The organism is Candidatus Halocynthiibacter alkanivorans (assembly GCF_003333265.1).
Classification (GTDB): domain Bacteria; phylum Pseudomonadota; class Alphaproteobacteria; order Rhodobacterales; family Rhodobacteraceae; genus Halocyntiibacter_A; species Halocyntiibacter_A alkanivorans.
In genome coordinates, this window is the sequence record NZ_QOLB01000071.1 from 1 (window position 1) to 14,922 (window position 14,922).

Annotated in this window: 16 protein-coding genes; 14 read left to right on the top strand and 2 right to left on the bottom strand. The window is 57.1% G+C overall.

Annotation, left to right across the window (positions count from 1 at the left end; genetic code table 11):
- Window positions 1–183: 183 nt before the first annotated feature.
- The gene (locus DWA01_RS06940) at window positions 184–984 is read right to left on the bottom strand and encodes a helix-turn-helix domain-containing protein (protein WP_235008450.1); all 801 of its coding nucleotides are present in this window, start codon (window positions 982–984) and stop codon (window positions 184–186) included.
- Window positions 985–1,109: 125 nt separating this feature from the next.
- The gene (gene miaA / locus DWA01_RS06945; RefSeq protein WP_114285119.1) at window positions 1,110–1,988 is read right to left on the bottom strand and encodes a tRNA (adenosine(37)-N6)-dimethylallyltransferase MiaA; all 879 of its coding nucleotides are present in this window, start codon (window positions 1,986–1,988) and stop codon (window positions 1,110–1,112) included.
- 156 nt (window positions 1,989–2,144) lie between these two features.
- Between miaA and pyrH the strand changes: the two genes are divergently transcribed.
- The 14 genes from pyrH to DWA01_RS07010 all read left to right on the top strand — a co-directional run bounded on the left by pyrH (window position 2,145) and on the right by DWA01_RS07010 (window position 14,852).
- Entirely contained in the window at window positions 2,145–2,894 is a 750-nt protein-coding gene (pyrH, locus tag DWA01_RS06950; RefSeq protein WP_114285120.1) for a UMP kinase, read from the top strand.
- Window positions 2,895–2,977: 83 nt separating this feature from the next.
- On the top strand, window positions 2,978–3,541 hold the full coding sequence (gene frr, locus DWA01_RS06955; protein ID WP_114285121.1) for a ribosome recycling factor: 564 nt from the start codon (window positions 2,978–2,980) through the stop codon (window positions 3,539–3,541).
- 36 nt (window positions 3,542–3,577) lie between these two features.
- A complete protein-coding gene (gene uppS, locus DWA01_RS06960; RefSeq protein WP_114285122.1) occupies window positions 3,578–4,297 on the top strand; it encodes a polyprenyl diphosphate synthase in 720 nt (239 codons plus the stop codon).
- Window positions 4,294–4,962: a phosphatidate cytidylyltransferase gene (locus DWA01_RS06965; RefSeq protein ID WP_114285123.1), complete on the top strand. Its 669-nt coding sequence runs from the start codon at window positions 4,294–4,296 to the stop codon at window positions 4,960–4,962. The genes uppS and DWA01_RS06965 overlap by 4 nt, the downstream gene beginning before the upstream one ends.
- On the top strand, window positions 4,963–6,132 hold the full coding sequence (dxr, locus tag DWA01_RS06970; RefSeq protein ID WP_114285124.1) for a 1-deoxy-D-xylulose-5-phosphate reductoisomerase: 1,170 nt from the start codon (window positions 4,963–4,965) through the stop codon (window positions 6,130–6,132). It begins immediately after the preceding gene.
- Window positions 6,133–6,151: 19 nt separating this feature from the next.
- Window positions 6,152–7,486, top strand: a complete 1,335-nt coding sequence (rseP, locus tag DWA01_RS06975; protein WP_114285125.1) for an RIP metalloprotease RseP — start codon at window positions 6,152–6,154, stop codon at window positions 7,484–7,486.
- 74 nt (window positions 7,487–7,560) lie between these two features.
- On the top strand, window positions 7,561–7,695 hold the full coding sequence (locus DWA01_RS23810; RefSeq protein WP_268807705.1) for a hypothetical protein: 135 nt from the start codon (window positions 7,561–7,563) through the stop codon (window positions 7,693–7,695).
- Between the two features lie 250 nt (window positions 7,696–7,945).
- Window positions 7,946–10,168, top strand: a complete 2,223-nt coding sequence (bamA, locus tag DWA01_RS06980; RefSeq protein ID WP_235008451.1) for an outer membrane protein assembly factor BamA — start codon at window positions 7,946–7,948, stop codon at window positions 10,166–10,168.
- 2 nt (window positions 10,169–10,170) lie between these two features.
- Window positions 10,171–10,752 carry an OmpH/Skp family outer membrane protein gene (locus DWA01_RS06985; protein ID WP_114285126.1) on the top strand — a complete coding sequence of 194 codons (582 nt, stop codon included), beginning with the start codon at window positions 10,171–10,173 and terminating at the stop codon, window positions 10,750–10,752.
- Between the two features lie 95 nt (window positions 10,753–10,847).
- Entirely contained in the window at window positions 10,848–11,309 is a 462-nt protein-coding gene (fabZ, locus tag DWA01_RS06990) for a 3-hydroxyacyl-ACP dehydratase FabZ (protein ID WP_114285127.1), read from the top strand.
- 2 nt (window positions 11,310–11,311) lie between these two features.
- Entirely contained in the window at window positions 11,312–12,109 is a 798-nt protein-coding gene (lpxA, locus tag DWA01_RS06995) for an acyl-ACP--UDP-N-acetylglucosamine O-acyltransferase (RefSeq protein ID WP_114285128.1), read from the top strand.
- A complete protein-coding gene (locus DWA01_RS07000) occupies window positions 12,109–12,912 on the top strand; it encodes an LpxI family protein (protein WP_114285129.1) in 804 nt (267 codons plus the stop codon). Before lpxA ends, DWA01_RS07000 begins: the two co-directional genes overlap by 1 nt.
- Window positions 12,909–14,072: a lipid-A-disaccharide synthase gene (gene lpxB, locus DWA01_RS07005; RefSeq protein WP_114285130.1), complete on the top strand. Its 1,164-nt coding sequence runs from the start codon at window positions 12,909–12,911 to the stop codon at window positions 14,070–14,072. Before DWA01_RS07000 ends, lpxB begins: the two co-directional genes overlap by 4 nt.
- A 102-nt stretch (window positions 14,073–14,174) precedes the next feature.
- Window positions 14,175–14,852 carry a pentapeptide repeat-containing protein gene (locus tag DWA01_RS07010; protein WP_114285131.1) on the top strand — a complete coding sequence of 226 codons (678 nt, stop codon included), beginning with the start codon at window positions 14,175–14,177 and terminating at the stop codon, window positions 14,850–14,852.
- Window positions 14,853–14,922: the final 70 nt, after the last annotated feature.

Genomic DNA, 14,922 nt, shown 5'->3' on the forward strand with positions numbered 1-14,922 from the left:
TAGCGGACGGTGATGCCGATGCCGGTCTCCTCGCGGGTGCGTTCAATGCCTGGATAACCGGGCTGTCTGGCGGCCGACCTCATCATACTGTCAGCCATATCACCGTAGCCCGCGGCCTCACCGCCAGGCCAGGTCGTGAAAATCACTGCGTAACAGGGTGGCCGGGCAGTGGCGCAAACCGGCTCATCTGTTGCGTCGGAAATCTGATGGGCTGACCCCGGTTTGCCGGTGGAAGGCACGTGAAAAATAGGCAGCAGAGTTAAACCCGAGCCCCGCAGCGATGTCCTGCACCGGAATCCTGGTATCCGCCAGCAGGCGTCGGGCTTCAAAATGGACCCGGTCCGCCAGCAAAGCCGACGCCGGACGCCCGGATGCGGCGTTACAGGCCCGGCTCAGATGTGTTGCTGTGACTCCAAGATCGCCGGCATAGTCAGAGATGCTCCTGCCACTGCGGTATCCACCTTCCACCAGTGCAGAGAAGGCTGCGGTCAGACGGCGGGACGCGTCTGAATTCAGATCGTACTCCGGCATCAGCGTGAGTTGCCGTTCTATCCACACTGCCAGCAGGCCAGTGTGAAATTCCAGCGCACGTTCCCGGGCGGGCAGGTCCTGGTCAAGCTCGCGGTGGATGCTGTCGATCAGGATGTTCAGTTCCGACTGCTGTGCCACATCCCGAAAGCGCAAATGCAGCGGCTCTGCCGGGAACAAATCCTTCTGATCGACCGGTAAAAACACCGCATGCCCGAAGGCACGGTTCTGCAGTTCAAATCCATGCATGGTGCCGGCGGGCAGAAATACCATGTTATGGGCGCCATAGCCGCGGGTGACGCCGGAGATAGTGATGCGGCCCTGGCCCTGAGTGAACCAGAGCAGCACAGGTTGCGAATAGCTGCGCATGGCTTCTGTACGCCATTTGCCGCCGCGGGCCAGATGTGACAACGGGCTGACACGAAATGTTGGTTGCGTGACCGGGATGTTTAACACGGGACCTCGCTTCGGCTGCAAATGTAGATTTTGTACAAGCTACGGTATAAGCCCCGTTTGACAAAGCATTTTATCGTTAAGTTTCCGTAGGATGGGCGGTAAGCCGCGCGAGCAGGAAATCGTAGTCACGGCAACGATATCTTGTGGTAGTCACCCATTTTTGACCGAAACCATGTTCTTTGGCGCTTGGCATATTGCCGGGTCGCCGCCTGGGCACGGGTTTTTGCCTCCGCCAAAGTAAGTTCACCACGCAGATAAGCGATCAGTTCCGGCGCGCCGATGGCCTTGGCGGAAGGGCGGGCAGGGTCCCAGCCATCCAGGTTGGCGCGCGCTTCTTCCAGTGCGCCGCCTTGCATCATCAGGTCAAACCGACGGTCAATGCGCTGTGCCAGCCAATCGCGGTCCGCGTCCAGCAGCACAGGAAACGTGTCCGCCAGCGCCAGACGGGGCGGCGGAGTATCATCCTGCCAGGAGGCAAGCCCGCGTCCGGTGCTGGCGGACACCTCCCAGGCGCGCTGCACCCGGACCGGATTGAGCTGATCAATCCGCTCTGCAGTCACCCGATCCAGCTCGCTTAACATCCCCTTGTGGCCCTCATCCGCCATGCGGGCATCGGCCACGGCTCTGATTTCCGGCGGTGTTGGCGGGATCTGCGCCAGTCCGCGGGTCAGTGCCGTGAAATAAAGCCCGGTGCCACCAGTGATGATCGGCCGTGCTTTGCCGTTCAGCCAGGGCTCAAGGTCCCGCAGCCAGTGACCGACGGAATAGTCACCCGCCCCGTCGATATGGCCGTAAAGCGCATGCGGCGTCTGGCTTTCATCAAGTTGTGAGGGGCGGGCGGACAAGATCCGCCAATTGGCAAACACCTGCAACGCATCTGCATTAACAATAACGCCGCCCTGCCGGTGTGCGATTTCCAAAGCCAGCGCGGATTTACCACTGGCCGTCGGCCCCGCGATCAACACCGGTTGCTCCGGGGCGATCTTTTCAATAATGCCGCGCATAAACTTCCCTCACCTCCGGAGCCGTCCGCCTGGGCTTTACCCGATAATCTTTATCATTCGCAATGTATGAAGTTGCGGAATGCGATTGAACCCGGAGCGTTTTTCATCCAGATTAAGCGCCAAATCCCTGCAACATGCAAAGGTAGGACCCCTTCCATGACCGAGCCGGCAACTGGCCAAGCCACCGCGCTGCACCCCCTCCAGAAATACAAACGCGTTATGCTCAAAATATCGGGCGAAGCGCTGATGGGAGACCAGGGTTACGGGCTGCATCCTCCGACTGTGGAGCGTATCGCCCGGGAAGTGAAAACCGTACATGATCTGGGTGTCGAAATCTGCATGGTCATTGGCGGCGGCAATATTTTCCGCGGCTTGCAGGGCTCGGCCCAGGGCATGGAACGGACGACGGCCGATTATATGGGCATGTTGGCCACCGTTATGAATGCGCTTGGTATGCAGGGTGCGCTCGAAGCCGAAGGTATCCATACAAGGGTTATTTCGGCGATCCCGATGGATCAGGTCTGCGAGCCATATATCCGCCGCCGTGCAGTACGGCACCTGGAGAAAAAACGGGTCTGTATTTTTGCAGCCGGTACCGGAAACCCCTACTTTACCACCGATACAGCGGCGACACTGCGCGCCAATGAAATGAGCTGCGAGGCGATTTTCAAAGGCACCAAAGTCGACGGTGTCTATGATAAAGACCCGGCGAAACATGACGATGCTGTGCGCTATGACCGGGTCAGTTATGATGATGTTCTGGTCAAACGCCTCGGTGTGATGGATGCGTCTGCAATTGCACTGGCGCGCGACAACAACCTGCCGATCATTGTATTTTCCCTTGATGAACCCGGCGGGTTCCGGGGTATTCTGGCCGGGGAAGGCACCTATACAATCGTAAGCTGATCGCGCTATACCAACTGTAAAGAAGCTGCCCGGCCCGGAGCCGGGCAACCGACAGGCCCAGAGGGCAGAAAAAGAGAGTTACTATGGCCGACGAAGAATTTGAGCTGGATCTTGACGAACTGGAACGCCGCATGAATGGGGCCATGGGCGCGTTGAAAACCGAATTTGCCTCCCTGCGCACCGGGCGGGCTTCGGCGTCGATGCTGGAACCGATCATGGTTGAATCCTACGGGCAGCGCACACCGATCAATCAGGTTGGGACGGTGAACGTGCCTGAACCCCGGATGGTTACCATCAACGTCTGGGACAAATCACTGGTAACCAAGGTCGAAAAAGCCATTCGCGAAAGCGGCCTGGGCATCAATCCGCAGCTCAATGGCACTATCATTATGCTGCCAATTCCTGAGCTGAACGAAGAACGCCGTCGCGAACTGACTAAAGTTGCAGCGCAATATACCGAACACGCCCGGGTGTCGATACGCAACGTGCGCCGCGATGGTATGGACCAGATCAAAAAGTCCAAAGACAAGATTGGCGAAGATGATCAGAAAATGTGGTCCGACGAAGTCCAGGCCATCACCGACAAGCACATTGCAGAAATTGACAAAGCGCTTGAAGTCAAACAGGCGGAAATCATGCGCGTTTGATATCGGTTGCATGATAGTTCAGGCGAGGAGCACCATTTGACACAGACAACAGCGGGCGGGCCACAGCATGTGGCCATTATCATGGACGGCAACGGTCGCTGGGCAACCTCGCGCGGGCGACCTCGTCTTTTCGGACACCATGCTGGTGCGCGGCGGGTTAAAGAAATCGTGACAGCCTGTCCGGATCTTGGCGTAAAATATCTGACAATCTTCGCATTTTCGACCGAAAACTGGAAGCGAACTCAGACCGAAGTATCAGGGCTTATGACTCTGTTCCGCCGCTTTATCGTCCGTGAAACCCGTGGGCTTGTGAACGAAGGTGTCCGGGTGCGTTTTATCGGCGACCGCGTTCAGCTGGATAAAAAGCTGGTGAAGCTGATGGACGAACTGGAAGCGGTGACTGAAGGCAATGACCGGGTTCATCTGACGGTCGCGCTGAACTACGGCGGCCGCGATGAGGTCGCCCGTGCCACCCGGCGCCTGGCCCAGGACGTGGCCAGTGGCAATTTGGAGCCAGATGACATCAACGAAGAGACCTTGCCTAAGTATCTCGACACTTGTGTGTTGCCGGACCCTGATCTTGTGATCCGCACCAGTGGTGAAGCCCGGATATCAAACTTCTTGCTGTGGCAGTCCGCCTATGCAGAATACGAGTTCATTGATACGCTCTGGCCAGATTTTTCCCGGGATATTTTTGGTCATATCGTTGGGAAATTTAGCGGCCGGAACCGGCGTTTTGGCGGAGCTTCAGTGTGAAAAGCGGAAATTGGAATGATCTTGCCACGCGCTCAGTGACGGGTGTTGTGTTGGCGGCTGTTGGTCTTGGAGCCATTTTAAGTGGCGGGCTCTGGTTCACGCTTCTGGTTGTCATCGCGGCCATCGCGATGACCTGGGAACTGCTGGGAATGCTGCGCCCTGCGCTACGGCAGGGCAAAGACCGCGGAATTTTTGTCACCTATCAATCTGCCATTCTGCTGGGCTGTCTCGGGTTGATCGCTGCGGGCGATCAGGGCGCGGGGCGTCTTCTGTTCATCGTAGGGCTGGTAGTTGTCACCGACATTCTTGGGTATTTTGCTGGCCGTATGTTTGGGGGCCCAAAATTCTGGCCTGCCGTCAGCCCCAAGAAAACATGGTCAGGCACCGCCGCAGGTTGGGTTGGATCTGCCATACTGGCCTATGTTTACTGGCCTGCAGCTATGTCCGGCTTTTCTCTGGCCGGGTTTGTGACACTGGCGGTTTTTCTGTCTTTTGCCTCCCAGATGGGGGACATCGCCGAGAGCGCAATCAAACGGCGGGCAGGCGTCAAGGACAGTTCCAACCTTCTGCCAGGTCATGGCGGCGTTATGGACCGGTTTGACGGGATGGTTGGCGTGGGACTACTGTTATGGCTGGTTGCTGAAGTGCAATGGATTATGGGTTAAATGCGTAAAGTCTCTGTCTTCGGAGCCACCGGCTCGATTGGTCAAAACACCATTGATCTGATCCGCCGCGACCCTGATGCCTATAATGTGGTGGCGCTGAGCGGCGCCGGAAACATCCGCCAGCTGGCGCAGGATGCGATTGATCTGGGGGCGGAGATTGCGGTCACCGCCCATGACCACCGGTTGGACGATCTGCGCAGCGCGCTGGCGGGGTCCGGCGTGCATGCAGCGGCCGGTGAACATGCGCTTATCGAAGCGGCAGCACGGCCGGCGGACTGGATCATGTCGGCGATTGTCGGTGCTGCGGGGCTGGCCCCCGGGCTTCAGGCGCTGAAACAAGGCACCACGCTGGCGTTGGCAAACAAGGAATCTCTGGTCACCGCCGGCCCGCTGCTGCTGGCGGAGGCCCAGGCACATGGCGCCCGTATCCTGCCGGTCGACAGTGAACATTCCGCAGTGTTTCAGGCGCTGGCCGGGGAAGATATTGCGGCCGTCGAACGCATCATTATCACCGCATCCGGAGGGCCTTTTCGCGACTGGCCGCTGGAAAAGCTCCGCAGTGCCACCCTTGACATGGCGTGCACCCATCCCAATTGGGATATGGGAAAACGCATTACGATCGACAGTGCCTCGATGTTTAACAAGGCGATGGAAGTCATTGAAACGCGTGAATATTTTGGCGTCAAACCCGCGCAGATCGAAGTGCTTGTTCACCCGGAAAGCCTGGTGCATGCGCTGGTCGGGTTCCGGGATGGTGCTTTGATGGCGCATCTGGGCGCACCGGATATGCGTCATGCGATCGGTTATGCGCTGAACTGGCCGGAACGGCGTGATCTGCCCGTGGCGCGTCTGGATCTTGCGCGCATCGGGCAGCTGAGTTTCCACGCGCCGGATGAGCAGCGCTTCCCGGCGCTGAGGCTGGCGCGTGAAGTGATGGAAACGCGGGGCCTGGCAGGTACGGTGTTTAACGCAGCCAAAGAGCAGGCGCTTGATCACTTTATTGCCGGCGACGTTGGATTTACCGACATGTCCGAGCTTGTTGAACAAACTTTGAACGATCTGAGCGCTGAACTTTCGCTCAACGGAGATATACTGACGCTTGACCGGGTCCTTGAGATGGATGCACAGGCGCGCCGGATTACCGAACACACAGCTGTGCGCATGAATTAAGCGCCAGAAAGGACGACACTTGGAAAGCTTTGGTTTGATATCAGCCCTTGGCAATACCGCTTTTACCCTGGCGGCATTTGTGGTGGCTTTGTCGGTCATCGTGACAATTCACGAATACGGACATTACATTATTGGCCGTTGGTCGGGCATCAAAGCGGACGTTTTTTCGCTTGGCTTTGGGCCAGTGCTCTATTCGCGCATCGACAAACACGGCACCCGCTGGCAAATTGCAGCGCTGCCTTTTGGCGGTTATGTCAAATTCAAAGGGGATGCCAACGCTGCGTCCGGTGCTGACGGCGACGTGATGGAAGCGATGCCGGCAGAGGAGTTGCGCTCCACCATGCACGGCGCCCCACTGTGGGCACGGACAGTCACCGTGGCCGCAGGACCGGTGTTCAACTTTATTCTCTCGCTGATCGTATTTTCAGCGCTGGTACTGGTGCGCGGTGTCGCGTCCGATCCGCTGAGCGTCGCAGAAATCTCGCCGATGCCAGGCATTCAGCAATTGTTGCCAGGAGATGAGATTCTTCAGATCGCGGGTCAGGATACGCCGGTTCTGGAAAATCTCGGGGCGTTTATCCGTGATCTTCCTGAAGACAATACGATGGATTACGTGGTGAATCGGGATGGGGCAGAAGTTGCCGTGCAGGGACCGCATCCGATGCCGGCGCTGGCGGTCAATATCAGCCCTGACGGAGCGGCCTATGACGCAGATATGAAAGCGGGCGATGTGGTGCTGTCTGTTGATGGTCAGGGTATCGGTCGTTTTGAGGAATTGCGCACCCTGGTTGCGGCAGCAGATGGCGCTTCTGTGGATCTGGAGCTCTGGCGCGACGGCGAAATACGCAATGTGACGCTGACACCCCGGCGCCGCGATCTGCCGCTGCCTGATGGTGGTTTTGAAACCCGCTGGCTGATTGGTATCAACGGCGGTTATTTCTTCACCCCTCAGACTGAAACGCCCGGTCTCGTTGAAGCCCTGAGTTATGGTGTGCAGCAGACCAGCTTTATTGTGCGCTCATCTGTCTCCGGTCTTTACCACATGATTGCCGGCTCGATTTCACCCTGTAACCTGAGCGGGCCGATCCGTATTGCCGAAGTATCCGGTGCCATGGCCAGCCAGGGTCTGGGGGACTTCATCTGGTTTATTGCGGTGCTGTCCACCGCTGTCGGACTTCTGAACCTGTTCCCGATCCCGGTTCTGGATGGCGGTCATCTGGTGTTTTACGCCTATGAAGCGGTGGTCGGTAAACCACCCGGCGATAAAGCGGTTCGCATTCTGATGGGAATGGGGCTGACTTTAATTCTTTCTCTGATGGCGCTGGGGCTTGGCAATGATCTGTTTTGTGTCTGACGCCAGATTTTCGCCAAACTGGCGCCACATTTCCGCGTTAACACTTTCTGTGGAAGTGGAAAGAGGGTCAGAATATGTCAGCAGTCATTCAACACAGTTATCGCAGCCTGTCGCTGATTGCCGATCTTAACTGGGATCGGGTGTATTACATTTTGACGATTGTGGCTGGTCTTGGTGCCGGCGCTGTGATCGGGGCATTTCTGAACTAAATCTGCCTTTATGTGGGATTTTGAGCGCGCGCGAAGTAAACCTGCTTCGCGCGCGCTCACACATTTTGACAAGTCCCGTTTTACCCGATAATCACGTTTACAATTCTTGGCGTTAACGTGGATTTATATCATGGTTCAAAACACTCGCACGGCTACCTTCATTTTAGGTTTGAAACAGTCGGCAGGGCGCAGTGCGCTGATGTTGTTTTTAGCAAGTTCTGCAGCAGTTATCTCTGCGCCGGGCGCAATCATGGCCCAGGTTTACTCGTTTTCAAATGTCGCAGTTGACGGCAATCAGCGCATCGAAACCGGCACGATTCTGTCCTATGCAGCGCTGCCCACCGGAGCGTCTCTGACGGCGGCACAGTTGAATGACGCCTACCAGCGCGTTTTGGCCTCTGGTCTGTTTGAAACGGTTGAATTTATGCCGCAGGGCGGGCGCCTGGTGATCCAGGTGGTCGAATATCCCACGATCAGCCGCATTTCGATTGAAGGCAATGACCGGCTTGATGATGAGACCATAGCCGCCGCGCTTCTTTCAAAACCCCGCCTTGTCTTCAGCCCTGCAACCGCAGAGCTTGATGCCGCCAATATTACCGAGGCTTACCAGGCCCAGGGGCGGCTCGCGGCCACGGTTGAACCCAGGATTATCCGTCGCTCCGGTAACCGGGTTGACCTGGTATTCGAAATTACTGAGGGCAAAGAAGTCGAGATTGAGCGGCTGTCATTTGTTGGCAACCGGACCTATCCGGATCGCCGTCTGCGCCGTGTTCTAAATTCCAAACAAGCCGGACTTCTGCGTGCGCTGGTGCGCCGCGACACGTTTTCTGCCGATCAGATTGAATTTGACAAGCAGGTGCTCAGCGATTTCTACCAATCCCGCGGCTATGTTGATTTTCAGGTCCTGTCCGTGTCCTCAGAAGTGGCCCGCGAGCGGGACGGCTATTTTGTAACCTTCAATATCCGCGAAGGTCAGAGCTTTAAATTTGGCGAAATCACCACGGTTTCAGAGATTTCTGAAGTGTCTGAGGCCGACACTGCTGAGTTCGCGAAGGCAGCCAAGGCCAAATCCGGACGCACTTATTCGCCGTCTCAGATGGAAGACACGATTTCGCGGATGGAACGCCTGGCTACGGCAAAGGGTCTGGCTTTTGTGCGGGTAGAGCCCCGTGTGACACGCAGTGAAGAAGATCTGACACTTGATGTGGCGTTTGCGCTGGTGCGCGGCGACCGCGTCTTTGTTGAGCGGATCGATATTGAAGGCAATGCCACAACCCTTGACCGGGTTGTGCGCAAGCAGTTCCGCACAGTTGAGGGCGATCCGTTTAACCCACGCGAAATCCGCGCGGCGGCAGAGCGTATCCGTGCCCTTGGTTTCTTCGCCAATGCAGATGTGAACACGCGTCCTGGCTCAACACCTGACCAAGTTATTATCGACGTAGATGTGGTCGAAGCGCCGACCGGCTCGTTCACCTTTGGCGCCAACTATTCAGTCTCCGGCGGCGTAGGCCTGGTGGCCAGCTTTTCCGAGCGCAACTTCCTCGGCCGCGGCCAGACCTTTAAGTTCAGCCTGAACGCTTCCGCAGATGACGGGGCTTTCAACTTCAGATTTGTCGAACCTGCATTCCTGGGCCGCGATCTCTCCTTTAGTCTGAGCAGCTATTATACCCAGTCCAGCTACAGCTATACCGCCTATGATACCACGCGTCTTGGGTTTCAGCCTGGTTTCGGCTTTCCGGTTTCGGAAAATGCGCGCCTGTCTGTCAACTACCTGTTGAGCAAGGATGAAGTGTCCGGCGTGGATGCAGGCAGTTCGACGTTGTTGCTCGCAGATCAGGCCCTCGGAGCGCAATTGACCTCCGCCGCCGGATATCAGTACAGTTTTGACAATCGACGCTCTGGGCTGAATCCAAATGCCGGTTTTGTCTTCCGCTTTTCCCAGCAATATGCGGGGCTTGGCGGTGATACTGATTATCTGAAAACAACAGCACTGGCCGCCGCAGAAACCAGTATCCTCAATGATCAGGTCACGCTTCGTGCCACGCTGGAAGGCGGAGTACAGAAATCGTTCAGCGGCGACAGCCGGGTCACAGACCGGTTCAACCTGAGCTCGTCGCAGATGCGTGGCTTTGAACCTTATGGCGTAGGCCCCCGTGACGGAGACGAGGCACTCGGTGGCAATTATTATGCTGTCGCCAAATTCGAGACCGACTTCCCCCTGGGCCTGCCGGAAGAATACGGTATCAAAGGCGGGGTGTTTATGGACTTCGGCTCCGTCTGGGGTCTGGATTCACTGTCTGGCACCACAGATGATCCGATAGATGACGGGTTTTATCTGCGCTCCGTGATCGGGGCGACCATTTTCTGGACCACACCTATCGGACCTTTGCGGTTTAACTTTACCCGCGCCCTGCAAAAAGAAAGTCTTGATGAAGAACAGACGTTTGATCTGACGATCTCGACACAGTTCTGATCATGCGAGGGGTATTGCTTGCTGCGGCGTTGATACTGAGCACTGGTGCGGTGTCCGGCCAGGAGACCCCTGTGCCGGTCCAGGCACCGGTACTGACCGTGGACAGCGAGCGGTTGCTGACAGATTCGTTGTTTGGCGTGCAACTGGACCAGTCTGTCGCGGCGGCATCCGAAGCGCTGAGCGCAGAGAATTCAACCATTGAAGCCGAATTGGAAGCCGAAGAGCTCGCTCTGACGGAACTGCGCCCGTCACTCAGCCCCGAGGAGTTCCGCAGCAGAGCGGATCAGTTTGACAGCAAGGTCCAGGAAATCCGCGCGGCTCAAGCGGCAAAGGCTCGCGAGATCACCAGTCGCCAGACAGCGGGAAAAAAGACGTTTATTCAACAGATTACCCCGGTGCTTGCTGCGATTGCCCGCGAACGGGGCGCTCTGATCGTGCTGGAACGTCAACAGGTCTTTTTGTCGGCTGAGAGCATCGATATCACCCTGGAAGCGATCCGCCGGATCAACAGTTTGATGGCGCAGGACAGCGAGCGCACGGGCGATGAACCCTCTGTTGATCAAACCCCTGTAGAACAGCGATAGCTTGTCTCCAGGACACTGAGTTGTTACCACAAAGACGAGCTGCGCCAGCCCTTGGGCTTTGAAGGCGCATACACAACTGCAAGGACCCTGGGCACATGAGCGAAACTGTCGCAAAATCCGCTGATATTGATCTGATCAAACGGATCATCCCCCACCGTTATCCCTTTCTTCTGGTTGATAAAGTTGTTGATATCATTGATGGTAAAACAGCAACCGGCATCAAGAATGTGACCTACAATGAGCCGCATTTTCAGGGTCATTTTCCCGAAACCCCTATCATGCCCGGTGTCACCATAATTGAGGCAATGGCGCAGACTGCGGCGGTGATGGTTGGCGTGGAATTGGACCTGGCCGATAAGGATTTTCTGGTTTATTTCATGGCGATAGACTCCGCCAAATTCCGGCGCAAAGTCGTGCCGGGCGACGTGCTGAAACTGCATGTGGAAACCAGGCGCGGCGGCGGAAAAGTGTGGAAATTCTCCGGTCGTGCCGAGGTGGACGGGGAGTTGGCCTGTCAGGTTGACTTTACCGCGATGATGGACATTCCGAAGGACTGAACATGGCCATTCACCCCAGTGCTAAGATTCATCCGTCTGCTGTGATTGAGGAGGGCGCCAGTATTGGCGAATCCTGCGTCATTGGGCCCTTTACACTTATCGGGCCCGGCGTCACGCTGGGGGCCCGTGTAGAAGTAAAAAGCCATGTTGTGATCACCGGTGTTACCACGGTGGGGGAAGATACAGTAATATTCCCCTTTGCGGTGATCGGAGAAATCCCGCAGGACCTGAAGTTTACCGGCGAGGTCACCCGTCTTGAGATCGGCAAACGGAACCGGATCCGCGAACATGTGACGATGAATACCGGCACCGGCGGCGGTGGTCTGGTGACGCGGGTCGGCGACGACGGCCTGTTCATGACGGGTTGTCATATCGCCCATGATGCCCAGATCGGCGATCGGGTAATTGTGGTCAATAATTCCGCAATTGCGGGCCATTGCGTGATTTCTGACGACGTTATCATTGGCGGGCTTTGTGGCATCCACCAGTTCGTTCGCATTGGCAAGGGCGCCATTGTCGGCGCCTTGTCGATGGTGACGGCTGACGTGCTGCCACACGGGCTGGTGCAGGCACCACGCGGGACGCTGGACGGGTTGAACCTGGTCGGGCTGAAACGCAAGGGTGTTGCGCGCGTGGATATTACCGCGCTGCGGGCGGCGTTTCAGATGCTGAAACAGGGCGAAGGCTCGTTTCAGGAACGTGCTGCACGGCTTGGCGACGAGACCGACAGCGAGTATGTGCGCGAAATGGTTGCTTTTGTCACCGGCGACAGCAACCGCGGTTTTCTGACGCCGGACTGATGGGAAAACTGGGCATCATCGCCGGTCAGGGACATTTGCCCCGGCTTGTGGCGCGCGACAGCGGGCGTGATTGTATTTTTGTTGTATTAGAAGGTGTTAAAACCGATATCCCGGTGGGTGTACCGGTGATTGACGCCACGTTTGAGCGGCTGGGAGAGATGTTTTCCGCGATGAAAACCGCCGGTGTTAAACAGGTGGTGTTTTGCGGCGGTATGGCCCGGCCAGACCTTGATCCGGCCAGGTTAAACGCGTTTACAGTTGAGGCAATGCCTGAACTGATGGCGGGCTTTGCCCAGGGCGATGATTTCCTGTTGCGAGTGATCATTGAACTCTTTGAAAAACAAGGATTTTCCATCATTGGCGCGCATGAACTGGTGGTGGACCTGACCCTTGCGTCCGGGTGTTATTCCGACAAATCTCCCTCTGAGAGTGAGTTGATTGATGCCCGGCGCGGCATGGAAATCCTGAATGTTATCAGCCCGTTAGATTTGGGGCAGGGCTGCGTGGTGGCTTCGGGTCTCTGTCTTGGCATTGAAACACTTCAGGGCACTGACTCTTTGCTCGACTTTGTGTCCAAAACCGCGCCGCACCTGCGTCGAAGTGCCGGGGTCTTTGTTAAAGCGGCGAAGACGGATCAGGATTTACGCATCGATATGCCCACAATTGGCCCCGAAACAGTGGTGTCAGTGCAACGAGCCGGCCTTGCGGGTATCATCGTTTCTGCCAATAAAGTCATGATTGTAGAACGCGAAGCTACAGTGGACGCGATCAACGCGGCAGGTTTATTTTTGGTGGCGCAATGAAATTTTTTCTGATCGCAGGAGAATTGTCCGGCGACCGGCTCGGGGCGGCGTTGATGGCGGGGCTGAAACAGCTGCTGACTGAGGTTAATTTCGCTGGCGTTGGCGGCCCGCTGATGCAGGCCGAGGGGCTCACCAGCCAGTTCCCGATGGACGAGTTGTCGGTGATGGGCATCGCCGAGGTTCTGCCAAAGTATTTTCACCTGAAACGTCGGATTGCTGAAACTTCTCAAGCCTGTATCGATTTTGCGCCGGATGCGATGATCACCATCGACAGCCCTGATTTCTGCCTGCGGGTGGCCAAAATGGTGCGCGCGACATCCCGAGTACGCACCGTTCATTATGTGGCGCCATCGGTCTGGGCCTGGCGGCCAAAACGGGCGGAGAAAATGGCGCATTCGGTCGATCAGGTGCTGGCGCTGCTGCCGTTTGAGCCGCCCTATATGGAAAAAGCTGGCATGCGCTGTGATTTTGTCGGTCACCCGGTGGTCAGCGAACCGGTTGCGGACGCGGCGCAAGTTGCTGAATTCAGACAAGAACACGGGATTGGCGATGCGCCGTTGCTGCTGACATTGCCGGGCTCGCGCCGCTCTGAAGTCACCCGTCTCTGCCCGATATTTGGCGCGGCGTTGAAAACCGTGGTGAAACATCGGCCGGATGCGCGTGTTGTACTGCCTGCGGCGCCCAATGTGGCGGCTTTGGTGGCGGAGCTGACCGCAGAGTGGCCGGTGAGCCCCATCATCCTGAACCCGTCAGATATGGCGCTGGAACAAGGGCTTATGCAAAAACGCGCAGCGTTTGCGGCGGCCGATGTTGCGCTTGCGGCCTCTGGCACTGTGTCGCTGGAACTGGCGGCTGCGGGCACGCCGATGGTGATTGGTTACGACATGAGTTGGCTCAGCTGGCAGATCATGGACCGGATGCGGATGATTGATACGGTGACACTGGTCAATCTGGTATCAGAAACCCGCCATGTGGCTGAATTTCTTGGACCAAAATGTGTGCCCGGCGAAATTGGCGCGGCGCTGTGTGCCTTGCTTGACGATGGGGATGCGCAGGAAAATCAGCGTCAGGCGATGGCGGTGACGATGCAGCGGCTGGGTCTTGGGGCCGAGGCGCCGGGTTTACGGGCCGCGCGCGCGGTTCTTGACGGGTTAAGCTGATCGAACTTATGTGCAAATCGCACATTTCGCGCCACGGGTTGTGCATATGCGAATACGGAACGTGAACGCGGGCCGGATACCGGCGGAATTTGGGGCGAGAAGATGATAAGTAAGCGTGATTTTTCAGAGGGACCGCTGTCTGATGTGATGGCACTGATGCGCCAGCCAGGGGCCGAATTCCGCGACTGCATTTTTGACGGGCTCGATTTTTCCAACCAGGAGCTTGATGAGGTGAGCTTCAGCAAGTGCCGGTTTCTCAACTGCGCTTTTCGCTCCGCAACCCTCTATAACACCCGGTTTCAGAATTGCGCGCTGTCGGGCGCGGATTTCCGTTATGCGCGGCTGGAAGACTGCGGCTTTGATGTTTGCAACGCGGTTGGCATTGATTTTTCGGACGCGACGGCTTCTTCGCTTGGGATCACTGGCTGCAAGATGACCGGGGCACGTTTGAACGGCATGCGCTTGTTTGACCTGCGGCTGGAGCAGGTGATATTTGAAAGCGCTGATCTGCGCCGGGTGGATCTGCGCAATCAGCTGGTGAAAGGCGTTGATTTTTCCAATGCCAGGCTGGGTGAGGCGGATATGCGGGATGCGGTGTTTGAGGACTGCAGCCTGGTGGGGGCCGACCTGGCCGGTGCAAAGCTAAAGGGCGCCGACCTGCGCGGGGCGCAGCTTGGCGATCTGGCATTGATGGAGGTGATGGCGGCGCTGCGCGGCGCGGTGATTTCGCGCGCCCAGGCCGGGGATCTGCTGCGCAGCTGCGGCATCGCGGTGATCTGAGAAATTGCGTGCCAAGCCTGCCTCAAGAGGTGGGGGGCGCAGCCTGGTCCACAGGACCGGGCTGCGCCCC